Origin of the sequence: Belnapia rosea, assembly GCF_900101615.1 — a bacterium.
GTDB classification, from domain to species: domain Bacteria; phylum Pseudomonadota; class Alphaproteobacteria; order Acetobacterales; family Acetobacteraceae; genus Belnapia; species Belnapia rosea.
The window spans coordinates 60,213-75,891 of sequence record NZ_FMZX01000020.1; the positions used below are offsets into that span (position 1 = coordinate 60,213).

Genomic DNA, 15,679 nt, shown 5'->3' on the forward strand with positions numbered 1-15,679 from the left:
GGGCCAGGGCCGGGCCATCGGCCGCCGCCGGGCGTCTCAATCGTGAGACCATCCCGAATTGCCTGAGCAAGGGAACAGGCGCCTCAGGGCGCCTGCAGGTTCTCGCGTAATGTCTTTCCACGGTACTCGGTGCGGAACAGGCCGCGGCGCTGCAACTCCGGCACTACGGTGCGGCAGAAATCCTCCAGCATCAGCGGCGAGATGGTCGGCCATATGATAAAGCCGTCGCAGGCGCCGCTGGTGAAGTAGTCCTCGAGCTGGTCGGCGATCATGGCCGGGGTGCCCACCAGCAGGTCGCGCGGCTTGCTCGCGGCTTCGGCGAAGCTGATCCGCTCCTGCTCCATCAGCTGCAGCACCCGGTCATGCGAGCCGGAGATGCCCTGGTTGCCCTGGGCCTTCGCCACCTCCTCGGCCGTGCGGTGCTTCGACAGGTCGGCACCGAGCAGGGAGGAGTTCAGCATCAGCTGCGCCTCCGGGTCGATCAGCGACTGCAGGTAGGCGTGCCGCTCCCGTGCGATCGATTCCGTCTCGCCCACGGTCACGGCGAAGGAGGGCAATATCTTGCAGGCTTCCGGCGGGCGGTCGTACTTGTCCAGCCGCGCCTTGATGTCGTCATGGAAGGCGATGGTGTCGGCCTTGCTGTGCGGCGTGCAGAAGATCATCTCCGCCCAGCGCGCGGCGAATTCCCGGCCGCGGTCGGAGGCGCCGGCCTGCAGGAAGACCGGCCGCCCCTGCGGCGTGCGCGGGATGGTCAGCGGGCCGCGGGTCTTGACCCATTGCCCTTCGAAATTCGTGTAACGGACCTTGGACGGGTCGATGAAGACGCCGCGCTCGCGGTCCATCACGAAGGCATCCGGCTCCCAGCTGTCCCAGAGGGCGCAGCAGGCCTCCAGCACCTCGTCGCCGCGGTCGTAGCGAAGGTGCTTGGGCGGGATGCCGTCCAGGCCGAAATTCCGCGCCTCGAGATCGGTCGCCGAGGTGACGACGTTCCAGGCCGCCCGTCCCTTCGTCACCATGTCGAGCGAGGCCAGCGTCCGCGCCAGGTAGTAGGGGTTCATGAAGGTGGTGGAGAGTGTCGCCCCGAGGCCGAGATGCCGGGTGACGCGCGCCATGAAGGGCAGGATGGTCAGCGGGTCGAGGTAGCTGATCTGCCCGCCGAGCCGCAGATAGGCGTCGAAATTGCCGCCATGGATATCCGGCAGGCCGAAGGTGTCGGCGTAGAAGCAAGCGTCGAAGCAGCCGGCCTCCAGCACCCGCGCCAGGTGCTCATAGCGGGAGGGCTCGAAGATGTCGTGCAGGTCAGCTTCCGGGTGGCGCCAAGCCCCCGGATGATTGGCAGTCGGCCCGGTCTTCAGATAGGCGACCAGGTGCATCCGGCGCGGCGTCGTCATGCGGCAGGCCTCTCGGTCTCGATATGCGGCCGGCTGGCATTCGTCCCGGCCGCACTATGGCGTCAGAACCGGTCGGCGCGATAGGGCTCCGGGCTGACGAAGGGCGCCTCGCCCAGCATCATCTCGGACAGCAGGCGGCCGGTGGTCGGGCCGAGGGTAAGGCCCTGATGGGCATGGCCGAAGGCGCACCACGCCCCCTGCTGGCCCGGCAGCGGCCCGATGACGGGCAGCATGTCCGGCGTGCAGGGGCGCACGCCCATCCAGGGCTTGTCCTCCACCCGCTCCGCCAGCGGCAGCAACTGCCGGGCGACCGGCTCGGCGCGCTCGAGCTGGACGGGGCTCGGCGGCGCATCGGGGCGGGCGAATTCGGCGCCGGTGGTCAGGCGGATGCCGGCCCGCATCGGCGCGAGCAGGAAGCCGCTCTCGGTATCCAGCACCGGGCGGTTCAGCGTCGCATTGCCGCGCAGGCCGAAATGCAGGTGGTAGCCCCGCTTGCCGAAGAGCGGCGGGGCATAGCCGAGCCGCCGCGTCACCTCGACCGAGGCGGCGCCGAGCGCGACCACGACCTCGGCCGCCTCCACCGGCCCCGCCTTGCCCTGCACGCGCCAGCCCGCGCCGGCACGCTGCAGCGTCGCCGCATCACCAAGCACGATGCTGCCTCCGGCCTCGGCGAACATCCCTGCATAGGCGAGGGTGAGGGCATGCGGGTCGCTGACCGAGAGCGGGTCCGTCCAGTGGATGGCGCCCAGCCGCCCGACCAGGAGATGCGGCTCCGCCTCGGCCAGGGCCTGGCTGTCGAGGGCGGTGAAATTCACGCCGTAGTCGCGCCACGCCGTCTCGGCCTGGGCCAGGGCGGCGTCCAGCAGCCGCGGTTCGTTGAACAGCCGCATCCAGCCGATCGGCCGCAGCAGCGCCATGGCCTCGGTGCCCCGCGCCAGCGCCAGATGCTCGTCGAGGCAGGTGGCGATGAGGCGGGAATAGGCCAGCACCGCCTGCAGGTAGCGCGTCGGCTCCGAATTCCACCAGTATCGCAGCAGCGGCGAGACGAAGCCCGGCAGGGCGAGCGGATGGTAGGCCACGTCGATGGCGCGGTTGCCGGCGATCCGCCGCAGCTCCGCCAGGGCCCGCGGGAAGGGATGGGGATAGACCGCCTCGCGCTGGATCAGCCCACCATTGCCGAAGGAGGCGCCTTCGCCCGGCCCCTGCCGGTCCAGCAGGACCACCTCATACCCCCGCCGCTGGAGATGCAGCGCGACCGAGACGCCGACCATCCCGGCCCCAAGCACGATTGCCGACCGCAAAGCCACGATATTCCCCCTTGTTCCGGCCGGTGTCCTGGCCGCCGGCAGCCTGGGCAACCGATGCGGCGGCGGCAAGGCCTTCGAACCGGCTATTTCAGCAATATCCGCGCCGTGCCGGCGTAGCTCGGCTCAGGGACGGACGGCCGGCGTCTCCAGCGGCATCCCGGCGGCGCGGCGCATCAGGAACAGCTCGATCTCGATGTATTCGGCCGCGCCGTAGGCATAGGGCTCGGACCTGACGCCAGCCATGCAGTTGCGGAGGCGCCGCTGCAGCGAGCCCATGCCCTGCCATTCCAGCCGGTAGAGCGGATAGCCGGTGGGATGCGCCTCGGGGATCGGGCTGCTGCCCAGATGCCGCCCGGCATTCGCGTCGTGGCATTGGGCGCAGGAGAGGTCGAGCTGCCCGCGGCGCTGGCGGTACAGCGCATCCCCCCGCGCCAGGGCGGGGGCAAGGCGCGGGTCCTCCGGCGGGGCGACCGGCATCCCGCGCGATTGCAGCCCGACCAGCGCCGAAAGCGCCAGCGCCTCCTCCGACTCGCGGGGGAAAGGCGTGCGCCCCTGCCGCGCCTCCTGGCATTGCGCGATGCGGCCGGCCAAGTCGATGGGCCCGCCGCTCGCCGCGTCGAAGGCCGGGTAGCGCGCCGCGACACCGCGCATTCCTGCCACGTCGCCATGGCAGCCGGCGCAACCGGCACTGTCCCACAGCGCCCGGCCTTCCTCGACCCAAAGCATGCCGGGGTTGGCGGTGTCGTCCCGTTGCATCGCCTGCGTCTCCGGCGACATCAGCACGAAGCCCGATTCCCGAGCCTCCGCCACGACGCCGGCCAGCAACAGGGCGAGCAGGAGCCGCCTCATGTCACGGTCAGGCTGCGCGTCTCGGTCTGCTCGAAGCCGTTGTCGCCGCTCCAGGTGAAGGCGAGGATGCCGCTCTCCGCCGCCACCACGCTGAAGCTGAGGAAGGGGTTGGCGGCGATGGCCGGCGCCAGCTCGGCGGAGAAGACCTCCTCGTTGTTGTAGAGGCAGGTGAAGCGGGTGACGATGTCGCGCGGCACCACCACGCCGTCGGCGCCGGGGCGGTAGCCGGTCTCCATGACATGCTGGATCAGCGTGCGGATCTCGATCACCTCGCCGCGCCGGGCGGTGCGGGGCAGGTTGATGAGGGTGCGCGCCATGCCTCAGCCCTCCACGCAGGCGGCCAGCGTCACGATGACATCGGCGCTGGCCGAGCGGAACCGGCCGTCGCTCATCTCCGCTACCGCGACCAGCCGCTGCGAGGTGGCGAGCCGCATCCGCGTCGCCAGCCGCGCCCGTCCGGCCCGCGGGCCGAGCCGGGCGGTGACGACGTTCGGCTGCGGGTTGCGCTCGTTGAAGAGGGCGATGCGGCGGACATGCGCCTCCTCCGTCATCGGGCTCTCGACTGCGATGGTGACGGGGACGGTGTTGCCGTTCTCGACCAGCGGCGGAATCTCGAGCGTGACCTGGCCCTCCGCCGGCTCGGCCCCACCGGTGAAGGCGAGGATGGCCTCGTGCAGGCCTGACCGTTCGGCCCGGGCCGGGCGCAGCAGCGCCACGGCCAGCAGCCCGGCGCCGAGCGCGCGGCGCTCAATCCCTGAGCGTAAGGAGGAAGGCCACGACATCCTCGATCTCCCCGGCGGACAGGATCGTCCGCCCCTGCCAGGCCGGCCCGACCCGGACCAGCCCCTCGGTCCGGTAGTAGGAAGGCATGATGGTCTCGGGGTTCAACCTCCGGCCATCCACCAGCCGCAGGCGCAGCTGCCCTTCGGTCAGCCGGGTGCCGACCCCGGCGAGGCTCGGTGCCAGGTCGCCCTGGAAGCGCTCCTCCGGGAAGGGCCCCGCATGGCAGAGCAGGCAGAGGCCGCGCTGGCGAGTGGCGACGATGGCCCGGCCGCGTGCCGCATCGCCGGGCTGGCCGGTGAGGGAAGGGATGCCCTCCTCGGCGGCGGCCCCGCCGGCCAGCAGCAGGGCGAGTACCGGCGCCCATCTAGCCAAAGGCATCCGCCGTGATGGTGCGGAACCAGTCCTCGGCATAGCCGGCCTCCGCGGCGCGGGTGGCGGCCGGGGCACCAAGCGGGCTGACGCCGCCAGCGCCCGGCACATCGGCCAGCAGCCCGTTCGCCGGCCGGTAGACCCCGGCGATGGAGATGCCGTAGCCCGGCTCCACCAGGCTGTAGCAGGTGTTGATGAGCTTCGGCGGGGCAGGGGCCTCGCCGCGCAGCAGCGCCGCCACCGCCTCGGCGCAGACCCGCGCCTGGGCATTGGCGGCGAAGGCGGATTTCGGCATGGCGCCGGCGATGATCGCGTCACCGATCAGGTGGATGCCCGGCCGCTGCCGGGATTCGAAGCTGACCGGGTCGACCGGGCACCAGCCGCTGCGGTCCGTGAGCCCCGCCGCCTGGGCGATGCGCCCGGCCGCCTGGGGCGGGATGATGCTGGCGACGGCGGCCTGGTGCTCGCCGAACTCGGTCCGCACCACCCGCGCCGCCGCATCCACCTCCACCACCTTGCCACCGGAGGAGAGCGGCACCCATTCCAGCAGGCCGGGATAGAGCGCCGCCCAGGCCTCCTCGAACAGCTTCTGCTTCGAGAAGGCGTCCTTCTCATCGAGCAGGATGAGCTTCGAGCGCGGCTTACGGGCCTTCAGGTAGTGGGCGATGAGGCTCGCCCGCTCATAGGGTCCGGGCGGGCAGCGATAGGGGTTGGCCGGGGCGGAGAGCACCACCAGCCCGCCATCCTCCATCGCCTCCAGCTGGCGGCGCAGCAGCAGGGTCTGCGGCCCGGCCCGCCAGGCATGCGGCATCGCCTCGGTATCGAGGCCGGGGATGGCATCCGGCCGCAGCGAGATCCCCGGCGCCATCACCAGCCGGTCGAAGGGGAGGGCGCCGCCATCGGCCAGCACCACCCGCCGGTCCTCGATGGCCCGCGCCTCCTGCTGCTCCACGGCGATGCCCTCTCGCCGCAGCCCCTCATAGCCGAAGCGCTGCGCCTCCATCTCCCGCAGCCCGGCGATGACCGCGTTGCTGAAAGGGCAGGAGAGATAGGTCGCGTTCCGCTCCACCAGCGTCACCGCGAACCCCAGCCGATGCAGCGCCCGCGCCGCCGTCGCGCCCCCGAAGCCGCCGCCGATGACGACCACCCGCGGTGCCGCCTGCGCCAGGGCGGGTGCGGCCAACAGCGCCGTGCCGAGCAGCGCACGGCGCCTCATCGCGGCGCCGCGACCCAGGCGGCGATCGCCCGGATCTCCGCCTCGGTGAAGCCGCGGGCGATGCGGTCCATCACCGTGGGTGACCGCTCGCCCGCCTTGTAGGCGAGCATGGCTTCCGCGATCGCCCCGGCCGGTTGGCTGGCAAGGGCCGGCATGCCGCCCCCGCCATGGCAGCCGGCGCAGGAGGAAGCACCCGGCGGTGGCGCTGCCGCGGCCGGCAGCGCCGCCAGCAGACTAAGCGCGACGCAGATCCGCATGCTTCAGCGGCAGCTGCCGCACCCGCTTGCCCGTCGCGGCGAAGATCGCATTCAGCACCGCTGGCGCCGCAACGGCGATGGTCGGTTCCCCGACCCCGCCCCAGAAGCCGCCGGAAGGCATCAGGATCGCCTCCACCGCCGGCATCTCGGCCATGCGCATCACCGGATAGGTGTCAAAATTCTCCTGCTCGATCCGCCCCTCGGCGACCGTGCACTCGCCATGGAGCGCCGCGCTCAGCCCATAGACGAAGGAGCCTTCGACCTGCGCCGCGATCTGCTGCGGGTTGACCGCATGGCCGGGGTCGGTGGCGGCGGTGATCCTGTGGATGGTGAGCTCCCCGGCCGGGTTCACCGAGACCTCGGCGCAGGCGGCGACATAGCTGCCGAAGCCCATGATCTGGGCAAGGCCGCGCGCCCGCCCCTCCGGCGCCGGCTGGCCCCAGCCGCCGCGCTCGGCGACCGCGTTCAGCACCGCGAGATGCTTCGGACTGTTCTTCAGAAGAGCCCGGCGGAACTCGAGCGGATCCTTGCCGGCGGCATGCGCCAGCTCGTCCATGAAGCATTCCACATAGACGGCGTTCTGGTTGAGATTCACCCCGCGCCAGAAGCCCGGCGGCACATGCGGGTTGCGCATCGCATGGTCGATGAGGATGTTGGGAATGGCATAGCCGAAGGCCCCCTCCTCGCCGCCCGGGCTGAGCCCCTGGAACACTACCGGGTCCCGCCCGTCGCGGATATTCTGCGGGAAGATGCCGGCGACGATGGACTGGCCGGAGATGCGCATGGCGAGGCCGGTGAGGTTGCCATCCGCATCGAGCGCGCCCGTCAGCTTGCACTGGGTGATCGGGTGGTAGCGCCCGTGCAGCATGTCCTCCTCGCGCGACCAGAGCAGCTTGACCGGCGTGCCGGGCATCTGCTTCGCGATCTCGACCGCCTGGCGCACCCAGTCATGCACCGCGCCGCGCCGGCCGAAGCCGCCGCCGAGATGAATCTTGTGGACTTCGCACCTGCCGGGCGGCAGGCCGGCGGCTTCGGAGGTGGCGGCCAGCGCCGCCTCGCCATTCTGGGTCGGCGTCCAGACCTCGCAGCGCTCCGGCGTCCAGACCGCCGTGGCGTTCATCGGCTCCATCGTCGCATGGTTCTGGAAGGGGTAGCCGTAGGTGGCCTCCACCCGCCGCGCCGCGCCGGCGATGGCCGTCCTGGCATCGCCCGCGCGGTTGCCGACCGCCGCCTCCGGCGCCTCGAGCCCCGCCTTCAGCACCTCGGCGATGCTGGCCGAGGAGACCTGCGCGTTCGGCCCGTTGTCCCAGGTGACCGGCAGGGCGTCGAGCGCCGTCTTCGCCCGCCACCAGGTGTCGGCGATGACGGCGACGGCGGTCTCGCCCACCGGCACCACCTTCTTCACCCCCGGCATCCCGGCAACCTTGGCCGCGTCGAAGCTCGCCACCTTGCCGCCGAAGACCGGGCAGTCGCGGATCGCCGCATTCAGCATCCCAGGCAGGACGAGGTCGGCGCCATAGACCTGCCGGCCATTGGTCTTGTCCACCGTGTCCAGCCGCGGCAGCGGCTTGCCGGCAATGGTCCAGTCCTTCGGGTCGCGCAGCGGGATGTCGGTCGGCGGCGTCAGCCGCGCCGCCGCCTCGGCCACCTTGCCATAGGTGGTGGTCCGGCCGCTGGGCTGATGGGTGATGGTGCTGTTCGCCGCGCGGCACTCCGCAGCCGGTACGCCCCAGCCCTGGGCGGCCGCCTCGACCAGCATCATCCGCGCCGCGGCGCCGCCCTTGCGGACATAGTCATGGCTCTCGCGGATGCCGCGGCTGCCGCCCGTCGACATGTTCCCCCAGGCCCGGTTGCGCGCCAGGTTCTGCCCCGGGGTCGGGTATTCCGTGGAGACCTTCGACCAGTCGGCATTCAGCTCCTCCGCGACGAGCTGGGCGAGACCGGTGAGCGTTCCCTGGCCCATCTCCGAGCGGGCGATGCGGATGATGATGCTGTCATCCGGCTTCACCACCACCCAGGCATTGACCTCGGGCGCGGTGGCGGGGGTGGTTCCCTGCGCCGCTCCCTGGGCCGCAGCCTCGGGCGGGCGGATGCCGAGGGTGAAGGCGCCGAGCGCAGCCGAGACCTGGAGGAAGCCGCGGCGCGGCAGCGATGCGATCTGGTTCATCCCCGCCCCCTCAGCCATTGGCCTGATTGCCGCCGGCCGCCTGCTTGATGGCGGCCTGGACGCGGTTGTAGGTGCCGCAGCGGCAGATATTGGTGATCTCGCCGCGGATATCGGCATCGCTCGGCTTCGGGTTGGCAGCCAGCAGCGCGGCGGCGGCCATGATCATCCCGGACTGGCAGTAACCGCATTGCGGCACGTCGAGCGCCACCCAGGCCCGCTGCAGCGGGTGGCTGCCATCGGGCGAAAGCCCCTCGATGGTAACGATCTTCTGGCTCTCATCGAAAGCCGAGACGGGCATGGAGCAGGAGCGGGTGGCGACGCCGTCCACATGGACGGTGCAGGCGCCGCACTGGGCGACGCCGCAGCCGTATTTGGTGCCGGTCAGCCCGGCCTGCTCGCGGATCGCCCAGAGGAGGGGCGTGTCGTCCTCGGCCGCGATCTCGACGACGCGCCCGTTGATGTTGAGCCTGGCCATTCCGCCCTCCCCAGCTTTCGCCGGTCAGCCTAGCGGGGGAGGTAGCGCGGGGCCAGGATGTTGCAACGGGGCGGTCAGGCCGCCGCTTCGGTCACCGCCACATAGGGCAGGCGCTTTACCCGGTCCATGTTCATCCCCTCGATCCGCAGCAGCCGGGTCGGGCCGTCGCGGCGGGGGGCGTGCAACTCGCCCGGCTCGTAGAGGTAGGCATCGCCCGGCTGCAACGAGTAGTCCCGTACCGGCTTCGCCTTGCCGGGCGTGGTCTCGGTCGGGCGGGCGAGGCACTCGTAATCGGTCATCACCGTCTCGCCCTCGGCCTGGCCGTAGATCGCCCAGCTCGGCCCGTGGTCATGTGGCGTGCTGCTCTTGGCGCCCTGGTAGGCATGGGCGAGGATGGCGAAGCCGAGCTCCGGATCCTCGTAGACAACCTTCCGCTCCGGCGTGCCCTCGGGCAGGAGGGAGGCGACGAAGGCGCGGTCCTGCAGGGCCTTCTGCACCAGCTCGCAGACCGCGACCCGGCCCTCGGTGCCGGGATGGGACTTCAGGGCGGCGCGGCAATCGGCAGCGAATTGCTCGAGCGTCAGGGCCATGGCCTGGCCTCCTTGCGTTTGATGGGTCGAGGGACGGTAATCCCCGCGCCGGTGGTGTCAACCACGCCAGTCCTGGGCTAGTTTCCCGCCCCATAGCAGACCTCGGGATGCCCGCATGACCGACCCCCGCCTCGCCCGGATCGAAGACCTGCTCACGCTGAAGGCCGATGGGCGGTACGGCCTCGCCGAGATCAACCAGCGCCAGCACGCCCTGCAATCCGCCTGGCTGGCGGAGCGCGCGGGCTGCCCAGCTTCGCTGATCGCCGCCGCGCTGATGCACGACATCGGCCATCTGGTCCACGATCTCGGCGAGAACCCCGCCGAAGCGGGCATCGATGACGAGCATGAGGCGGTGGGCCACGCCTTTCTGACGCAATGGTTCGGGCCGGAGGTGACGGAGCCGGTGCGGCTGCACGTCGCCGCCAAGCGCTATCTCTGCGCGACGGAGAGCGACTATTTCGGCAAGCTCGCCCCGGATTCCATCCGCAGCCTGGAGCTGCAAGGCGGCCCGATGTCCGCCGATGAGGTCGCTGCCTTCCGCGCGCTCCCGGAGGCTGAGGCGGCCGTGCAGCTCCGCCGCTTCGACGAGGAGGCCAAGGTGAAGGGGCTGGAGACGCCGCCCGTCACCCACTTCATGCCCTATGTGGCCGCCTGCATCCGTTGAAGCCGTGATGGCCGGGCCCAGCCCGGCCACTCTCCGTCACGCCGGGTAGGTCTCCGCCCGGATATCCTCGAGCCAGAGCCGCTCGGTTCCCTCCGGCGAGACCAGCCGCGTCTCAACCCGGTCCTCCAGCAGCCGGTGCACCAGCGCGCCGGTGTCGCGCTCACCCGGCAGCCCGGTCTGCAGCGGCGGATTGACGACGAAGGAAGCCGGCGGCGCCCAGGCATAGCGCACCGCGCCGCGCTGGAAGCCGTGATGCAGGTGCAGGTGCCCGGAGGCCACCAGCCGCAGCCCGGGATGGTCCAGCAGCGGCGCCAGCGCCGCCCGGGCGTGTGGCGGCACCGACCAGTAGTCGAAGGTCGGGTCCTCCGGCGCGGTGACGAAGACCGGCTTGTGCAGGAAGAGGGCGATGCGCCGGCCGTCCGCCGCCGCGGCCTCGGCGATGAAGCCGGCCTGCGCCGCCTCCTCGGGGAGGCCTGTGCCCATGATCTCGGTGTCCAGCCCGATGATGCGCCAGCCCGGCAATTCCCGCAGCCACCAGTCTGGCCCCACCACGCGGCGGAAGCGCTCGATCCGTGCCGCATCCACCGGCTGGGCGGGCATGGTGCGCGGATGGCTGCCGACATCGTGGTTGCCCGGGATGGCGAGCAGCGGGGCGGGGAAGTCCCGCAGCAGCCCGGCCGCGAAGGCCAGGTCCTCCTCATGGTCGGCGCCATCCAGCGAGAGGTCGCCGCTGGCGATGAGCAGGTCGGGCCGCTCCACCTCGGCCCAGGCGCGCAGCCGCGCCAGGGTCTCGCGGAACAGCCCGTTCCGCGGCGAGAGATGCGCGTCCGAGATCTGCAGGATGGTGATCATTCAGCTCGCCCGCCGTGGCAGCAGCCGGCGCACCTCGGCAGCCATTTCGGGCAGCACCTGCTCCGGCGTTGCCCGCTGTTCGACAATGCGCGCGGTATTGTCGACGATGGTCTGCGTGACCCGCACGCTGTTGGTGCCGGGAAAGGCATACCAGGGGATCGAGATCGGCACCTGTTTCACCGCCGTCGTGTAGAGCGGGTTGTCGCGGTAGAACTCGCCGAGCCAGCGCGGGTCGTCGATGGCGATCTGGTTCATCGGGATGTAGCCGGTGTTCCTCGCCATCAGCGCCGTGCCCTCCGGCCCGGTCGAGAAGCGGAGGAATTTCCACGCCGCCTCGCGCTTCGTCGGATCCTTGGCCGTCAGCATGCCGGCGGCGCCGCCGGTCGGCAACCGGCCGCGCTCCGCATCAATGACCGGCATCGGGCCGGTGCGCAGCTCGAAATTCTTCCCGACCTGCTGGATCGTCCCGCGCAGCACCGCCGTCGTCCAGTAGAACATCCCGAGCTTGCCGGCGGCGAAGGCCTGCTGGGCGGCATCGGTGGTGAGGTTCGGCATGCCGCCCTCCTTCACCATGCGGTCGATGAGCGTCAGGCTCTCCAGCCCCTCGCGCCCGGCGAAGCCGATGTCACGCTCGTCCTCGGTGAGCATCCGCCCGCCATGGCCGAAGAGCAGGGCGGAGAACATCCAGTCATCGCCCATCCAGCGATAGAACATCCCCTCCGTTCCGTCGCCGAGCGCCTCGATGCGGCGGGCGAGGGCGATGTGGCCGTCCCAGTCCATCGGCATCCGGTCCGGATCGCCGCCGGCGCGCCGCACCAGGTCGGCGTTGTAGAAGCAGACCGGGTTGGAGGCGGCGAAGGCAAGGCCGGCCTGGATGCCCGCGAACTGGCCGAGCGCCAGCAGGTTCGGCGCGTAGCCGAGCGCCGCCGGCTCGCCCTCCGCCGTTAGCAGCGGCGCCAGGTCCTGGGCGATGCCACGCTCGGCGAAGAGGCGGAGGCGGTTGAAGCCCTGATAGGTGAGGTCCGGCATCCGCCCCGTCGCCTGCTGGCGAAGGATGAGCTGCATGCCCTCCTCGTAATTCGGCGTGGTGACGAACTCGACCTGGATGTTCGGCTCGCGCCGGGCGAAGGCGGCCGCGATCGCGTCGTAGCTCTCCTTGTAGATGAAGGGCTGCGCGTAATGCACGGTGATGGAGACCGGCGCCTGGGCGCGTGCGATGCGCGGGGCGGCGAGCGCGATTGTGCCGAGCGCAAGCGTCGCGCGGCGGGTCAGCAGGGCCATGGTCGTCTCTCCTTGTCAGCCTTTGAGGCCGGTGGTGGCGATGCCTTCCACGAAGCGGCGTTGCGCCAGCAGGAAGGCGAGCACGAGGGGGAGGGTCATCAGCACGGCGGCGGCCATCATCGCGCCGAAATCGTCGCCGGCCTCCTCGGAACGGAATTGCAGGACGCCGAGCGCCGGCGTCGCATGCGCGTGGCCCTGCACGACGATCAGCGGCCAGAACAGGTCGTTCCAATGACTGACGACGGAGAAGATGGCGAAGGCGGTCGCCGCCGGCCAGGCATTGGGCAGTACCACGCGCCAGACGATCGCCCACTCGCCCATGCCGTCCAGCCGCGCCGCATGCAGCAGGTCGTCCGGCAGCGCGCTGAAGAATTGGCGGAACAGGAAGATGGCGAAGACTGAGATGGCGAAGGGCGCGATCAGCGCCGTGTAGCTGTCGAGCAGGCCGAGCCCGCTCGCCGCCACGTAGAGCGGCAGGGCCGGCACATGCGGCGGCACCAGCAGGCCGAGCATCACCGCGCCGAAGGCCAGGCTCCGCCCCGGAAAGCGCAGCTTGGCCAGCGCGTAGCCGGCCGGCACGGCGAAGAGCAGCTGGAAGAGGAGGATGCCGCCGCAGACGACGATGCCGTTCCAGAGATAGAGCAGCACCGGCACGCGCGACAGCACCCGGCCGTAATTCTCGGCGATGGCGAGATGCTCCGGCCAGAGCGAGAGCGAGGCGCGGAAGATCTCGCTGGCCGGCTTCAGGCTGGCCGCCACCATCCAGAGATAGGGCATCAGCACCAGCGCGCCGAGCAGGCCGAGGATCGGGAGGCGCGCCCTCATGAGTAATGCACCCGGCGGTCGAGCACCCGCGTCTGCAGCCACATCAGCGCCAGCACCACGGCGAGGAAAACGAGGGTGATCGCCGCCGAATAGCCGAGCCGCAGATAGGTGAAGCCCTGCTGGTACATGGTGAAGAGCAGCACCTCGGAGGCCTTGTTCGGCCCGCCCTGCGTCAGCACCGCCACCGTGTCGAAGACGCGGAGCGAGCGGATCATGCTGATGGTCAGCACGAAGAGCGTGGTTGGCCCCAGCAGTGGCCAGGTCACCAGGCGGAAGCGGTCGAAGCCGCTCCGCGCCCCATCCACCTCAGCGGCGGCGTAGAGCTCGCGCGGGATGGCGGTGAGCCCGGCCATGAACAGCACCATGTTGAAGCCGATGCTCTCCCAGACGCCGATGGCGGCGAGGCTCAGCAGCACGGTATCGGAGGAGGAGAGCCAGAAGGGCGTACCCACCCCCATCGCCCGGAGTGCCGCGTTCACCGGCCCGATCGTCGGATGCAGCAGGTACTGCCAGGCCGCCGCCATGGCGGCGGTGAGCGAGACGACGGGCAGGAAGAACACCGCGCGAAAGAAGGCCCGGCCCTTCGCCCCCGCCTCCACCAGCAGGGCGAGGCCGAGCCCGCCGAGGATGGAAACCGGCGTCACCAGCCCGACATAGACCAGCGTGTTCCGCACCGAGACGCCGAAGCCCCGGTCCGCCAGCATTTCCTGGAAATTGCCGAGGCCGATCCAGCCGAGGTCGGGCGCGCCCAGCTCATAGTCAGTGAAGGCGAGCAGCGCCGTCGCCAGGGTCGGCAGGAGCAGCAGCAGGAGATAGGCGATAGCCGCCGGCAGCGTCATCAGCGCGCCGGCGACCGCCTCCCCGGCGAGGCGTGGCGGCCGCATCAGGCGGCCACCAGCGGGGCATCCGCCCGCGCCGCCACGCGCCTGCCATCGGCGCCGAAGAGCAGGGCCCTGGAGGGCGCGAAGCCGAGCCTGAGCGCGGCCCCCGGCCGCAGCCCCTCCCGCGCCTCCGGCTCCAGCCTCAGGATCAGCGGCGCCCCGTCCGGCGTATGCCGCGCATGCAGCAGCAGCCCGTCGCCAAGGAATTCCAGGTGCTCGGCGATGGCCGGCAAGCCCTCCGCCGCCGGCCGCAGCGCCTCGGGCCGCAGGGCGAGGGTGAGTGCGCCCCGTGCCTCCGTCCGCAGGCCGACCGGCAGCCCGGCCACGGTGACGCGCCCCGCCGCATCCACCGCCGCCGCCAGCGTGTTGATGCGGGGCGAGCCGATGAAGCCGGCGACGCGAAGGTCGGCCGGCTCGGCATAGATCGCCTCGGGCGGCGCCACCTGCAGCAGCTCGCCGCCCATCATGACGGCGACCTTGTCGGCCATGGTCAGCGCCTCGGCCTGGTCATGCGTGACGTAGAGGGTGGCGACGCCGACCGCGCGGTGAATCTCGACGATCTCCCGCCGCGTCTGCACCCGGAGCGCAGCGTCGAGGTTAGAGAGTGGCTCGTCCATCAGGAAGGCGGCGGGGCGGCGGATGATGGCCCGCGCCAGCGCCACGCGCTGCCGCTGCCCGCCCGAGAGCTGCCCTGGCCGTCGGTCCAGCAGCGGCTCCAGCCCAAGCGGCGCAGCGGCCCGCACTACCTCCTCGGCGATCGCCGCCCGGCGTGCCCGCGCCCCCGGCAGCAGCCCACCCAGCAGCGGCAGGCGCTGCCAGGCCGAGAGCCGGCGCATCGCCAACGGAACGGCGATGTTCTCCCGCACCGTCAGGTGGGGATAGAGCGCGTAGGACTGGAAGACCATAGCGATGTCGCGCTTGGCCGGGCGCAGCCGGGTCACCGCCCGCTCGCCGATCACGACCTCGCCCGCATCCGCGGTCTCGATCCCGGCGATGATCCGCATCAGGGTGGTCTTGCCGCAGCCGGACGGCCCGACCAGGGCCACGAACTCCCCCGGCGCTACCGCGAGGGAGACGCCGCGCAGCACCTGCGTGACCCCGAACCGCTTGGTCAGCCCGCTGATGGTGATGCCTGCCACGCCAACCCCTCGCCCGATCGAGGAGCCGCCTCTAGTTGTTGCCGATGACAGGCGTGTTCCGGTTTTGTGAAAAATCCATGTCGTCCTGCTTGACCTGCCGGGGGTAACGGCAGGACCCTCCGGCGTGCCGGATGACGGATGTCGCCATGGACCGCAGAGCCCCGCCTCGCTCCAGCCTCTGCCGTGCCCACCGCTTGGTCGCCCGGGGTGCCACTCCCACTGGCTGGACGGTCTCCATCCATCTGCCCGACAGCCAGCCGCACGCGGTGCTCCGCAACACGATGCCGCATGGCAGCGTGAACCCTAGGTTCTGTGGACTCTAAGGATTCCCGAGACGGCCATGGTGTGATTAGAGGCTGCCTTTCTGGAGGCGGTCTTGGGCGTTCTGGATCGGTTGGTGTTGAGCGACACGGCGTGGGAGCGGATGGCGCCGCTGATCATCGGCCGGCCTGACCAGAAGGGCTCGACCGGGCGGGACAACCGCATGTTTGTTGAAGGCGTGTTGTGGATCGTGCGCACGGGCGCGCCATGGCGCGACCTGCCGGAGGTCTTCGGCGAGTGGAACTCCGTGTTCCGCCGCTTCAGCCGATGGAGCGACAAAGGTGTATGGCGACGGATCTTCGATGCGATGTC

18 protein-coding genes are annotated in these 15,679 nt (G+C 70.9%); 2 read left to right on the plus strand and 16 right to left on the minus strand.

Annotated elements, in window-relative coordinates:
- Positions 1 to 83 precede the first annotated feature (83 nt).
- The 11 genes from BLR02_RS22680 to BLR02_RS22730 form a co-directional block, all read right to left on the minus strand.
- A complete protein-coding gene (locus BLR02_RS22680) occupies positions 84 to 1,391 on the minus strand; it encodes an LLM class flavin-dependent oxidoreductase (protein ID WP_090664746.1) in 1,308 nt (435 codons plus the stop codon).
- A gap of 62 nt (positions 1,392 to 1,453) precedes the next feature.
- The gene (locus tag BLR02_RS22685) at positions 1,454 to 2,698 is read right to left on the minus strand and encodes an NAD(P)/FAD-dependent oxidoreductase (protein WP_245704911.1); all 1,245 of its coding nucleotides are present in this window, start codon (positions 2,696 to 2,698) and stop codon (positions 1,454 to 1,456) included.
- 123 nt (positions 2,699 to 2,821) lie between these two features.
- Entirely contained in the window at positions 2,822 to 3,547 is a 726-nt protein-coding gene (gene soxA, locus BLR02_RS22690; protein WP_090664747.1) for a sulfur oxidation c-type cytochrome SoxA, read from the minus strand.
- Positions 3,544 to 3,864 carry a thiosulfate oxidation carrier complex protein SoxZ gene (soxZ, locus tag BLR02_RS22695; protein ID WP_090664748.1) on the minus strand — a complete coding sequence of 107 codons (321 nt, stop codon included), beginning with the start codon at positions 3,862 to 3,864 and terminating at the stop codon, positions 3,544 to 3,546. Before soxZ ends, soxA begins: the two co-directional genes overlap by 4 nt.
- A 3-nt stretch (positions 3,865 to 3,867) precedes the next feature.
- Positions 3,868 to 4,329 carry a SoxY-related AACIE arm protein gene (locus tag BLR02_RS22700; protein ID WP_090664749.1) on the minus strand — a complete coding sequence of 154 codons (462 nt, stop codon included), beginning with the start codon at positions 4,327 to 4,329 and terminating at the stop codon, positions 3,868 to 3,870.
- On the minus strand, positions 4,295 to 4,708 hold the full coding sequence (soxX, locus tag BLR02_RS22705) for a sulfur oxidation c-type cytochrome SoxX (protein ID WP_176849745.1): 414 nt from the start codon (positions 4,706 to 4,708) through the stop codon (positions 4,295 to 4,297). The genes BLR02_RS22700 and soxX overlap by 35 nt, the downstream gene beginning before the upstream one ends.
- Positions 4,695 to 5,915 carry an NAD(P)/FAD-dependent oxidoreductase gene (locus BLR02_RS22710; RefSeq protein ID WP_090569624.1) on the minus strand — a complete coding sequence of 407 codons (1,221 nt, stop codon included), beginning with the start codon at positions 5,913 to 5,915 and terminating at the stop codon, positions 4,695 to 4,697. The genes soxX and BLR02_RS22710 overlap by 14 nt, the downstream gene beginning before the upstream one ends.
- Complete coding sequence (locus BLR02_RS22715; protein WP_090569627.1) at positions 5,912 to 6,172, minus strand: c-type cytochrome; 261 nt, start codon at positions 6,170 to 6,172, stop codon at positions 5,912 to 5,914. Before BLR02_RS22715 ends, BLR02_RS22710 begins: the two co-directional genes overlap by 4 nt.
- Positions 6,150 to 8,339: a xanthine dehydrogenase family protein molybdopterin-binding subunit gene (locus BLR02_RS22720; RefSeq protein ID WP_090569630.1), complete on the minus strand. Its 2,190-nt coding sequence runs from the start codon at positions 8,337 to 8,339 to the stop codon at positions 6,150 to 6,152. The genes BLR02_RS22715 and BLR02_RS22720 overlap by 23 nt, the downstream gene beginning before the upstream one ends.
- 10 nt (positions 8,340 to 8,349) lie before the next feature.
- Positions 8,350 to 8,814 (minus strand): (2Fe-2S)-binding protein, encoded by a 465-nt coding sequence (locus tag BLR02_RS22725; protein WP_090569632.1) that lies wholly within the window; start codon positions 8,812 to 8,814, stop codon positions 8,350 to 8,352.
- Positions 8,815 to 8,888: 74 nt separating this feature from the next.
- Positions 8,889 to 9,404, minus strand: a complete 516-nt coding sequence (locus BLR02_RS22730) for a cupin domain-containing protein (protein ID WP_090664751.1) — start codon at positions 9,402 to 9,404, stop codon at positions 8,889 to 8,891.
- A gap of 115 nt (positions 9,405 to 9,519) precedes the next feature.
- Between BLR02_RS22730 and BLR02_RS22735 the strand changes: the two genes are divergently transcribed.
- Positions 9,520 to 10,068, plus strand: a complete 549-nt coding sequence (locus BLR02_RS22735) for a phosphonate degradation HD-domain oxygenase (protein WP_090664752.1) — start codon at positions 9,520 to 9,522, stop codon at positions 10,066 to 10,068.
- Between the two features lie 36 nt (positions 10,069 to 10,104).
- Here BLR02_RS22735 and BLR02_RS22740 read toward each other — a convergent pair whose 3' ends face one another.
- Genes BLR02_RS22740 through BLR02_RS22760 form a run of 5 tightly spaced genes read right to left on the minus strand, consistent with a single transcriptional unit; the run spans position 10,105 to position 15,046 of the window.
- Positions 10,105 to 10,920: a metallophosphoesterase family protein gene (locus BLR02_RS22740; protein WP_090664753.1), complete on the minus strand. Its 816-nt coding sequence runs from the start codon at positions 10,918 to 10,920 to the stop codon at positions 10,105 to 10,107.
- On the minus strand, positions 10,921 to 12,201 hold the full coding sequence (locus tag BLR02_RS22745) for an ABC transporter substrate-binding protein (RefSeq protein WP_090664754.1): 1,281 nt from the start codon (positions 12,199 to 12,201) through the stop codon (positions 10,921 to 10,923). It abuts the gene before it with no gap.
- 15 nt (positions 12,202 to 12,216) lie between these two features.
- Positions 12,217 to 13,026 carry a carbohydrate ABC transporter permease gene (locus BLR02_RS22750; RefSeq protein ID WP_090664755.1) on the minus strand — a complete coding sequence of 270 codons (810 nt, stop codon included), beginning with the start codon at positions 13,024 to 13,026 and terminating at the stop codon, positions 12,217 to 12,219.
- Positions 13,023 to 13,910, minus strand: a complete 888-nt coding sequence (locus BLR02_RS22755) for a carbohydrate ABC transporter permease (protein WP_090664756.1) — start codon at positions 13,908 to 13,910, stop codon at positions 13,023 to 13,025. Before BLR02_RS22755 ends, BLR02_RS22750 begins: the two co-directional genes overlap by 4 nt.
- Positions 13,910 to 15,046, minus strand: a complete 1,137-nt coding sequence (locus tag BLR02_RS22760) for an ABC transporter ATP-binding protein (protein ID WP_090664757.1) — start codon at positions 15,044 to 15,046, stop codon at positions 13,910 to 13,912. The genes BLR02_RS22755 and BLR02_RS22760 overlap by 1 nt, the downstream gene beginning before the upstream one ends.
- A gap of 376 nt (positions 15,047 to 15,422) precedes the next feature.
- On the opposite strand from BLR02_RS22760, the gene BLR02_RS22765 reads away from it, so the two are divergent.
- Positions 15,423 to 15,679, plus strand: a 257-nt coding sequence (locus tag BLR02_RS22765; RefSeq protein WP_143018245.1) for a transposase, incomplete at its 3' end; no start/stop codon positions are given.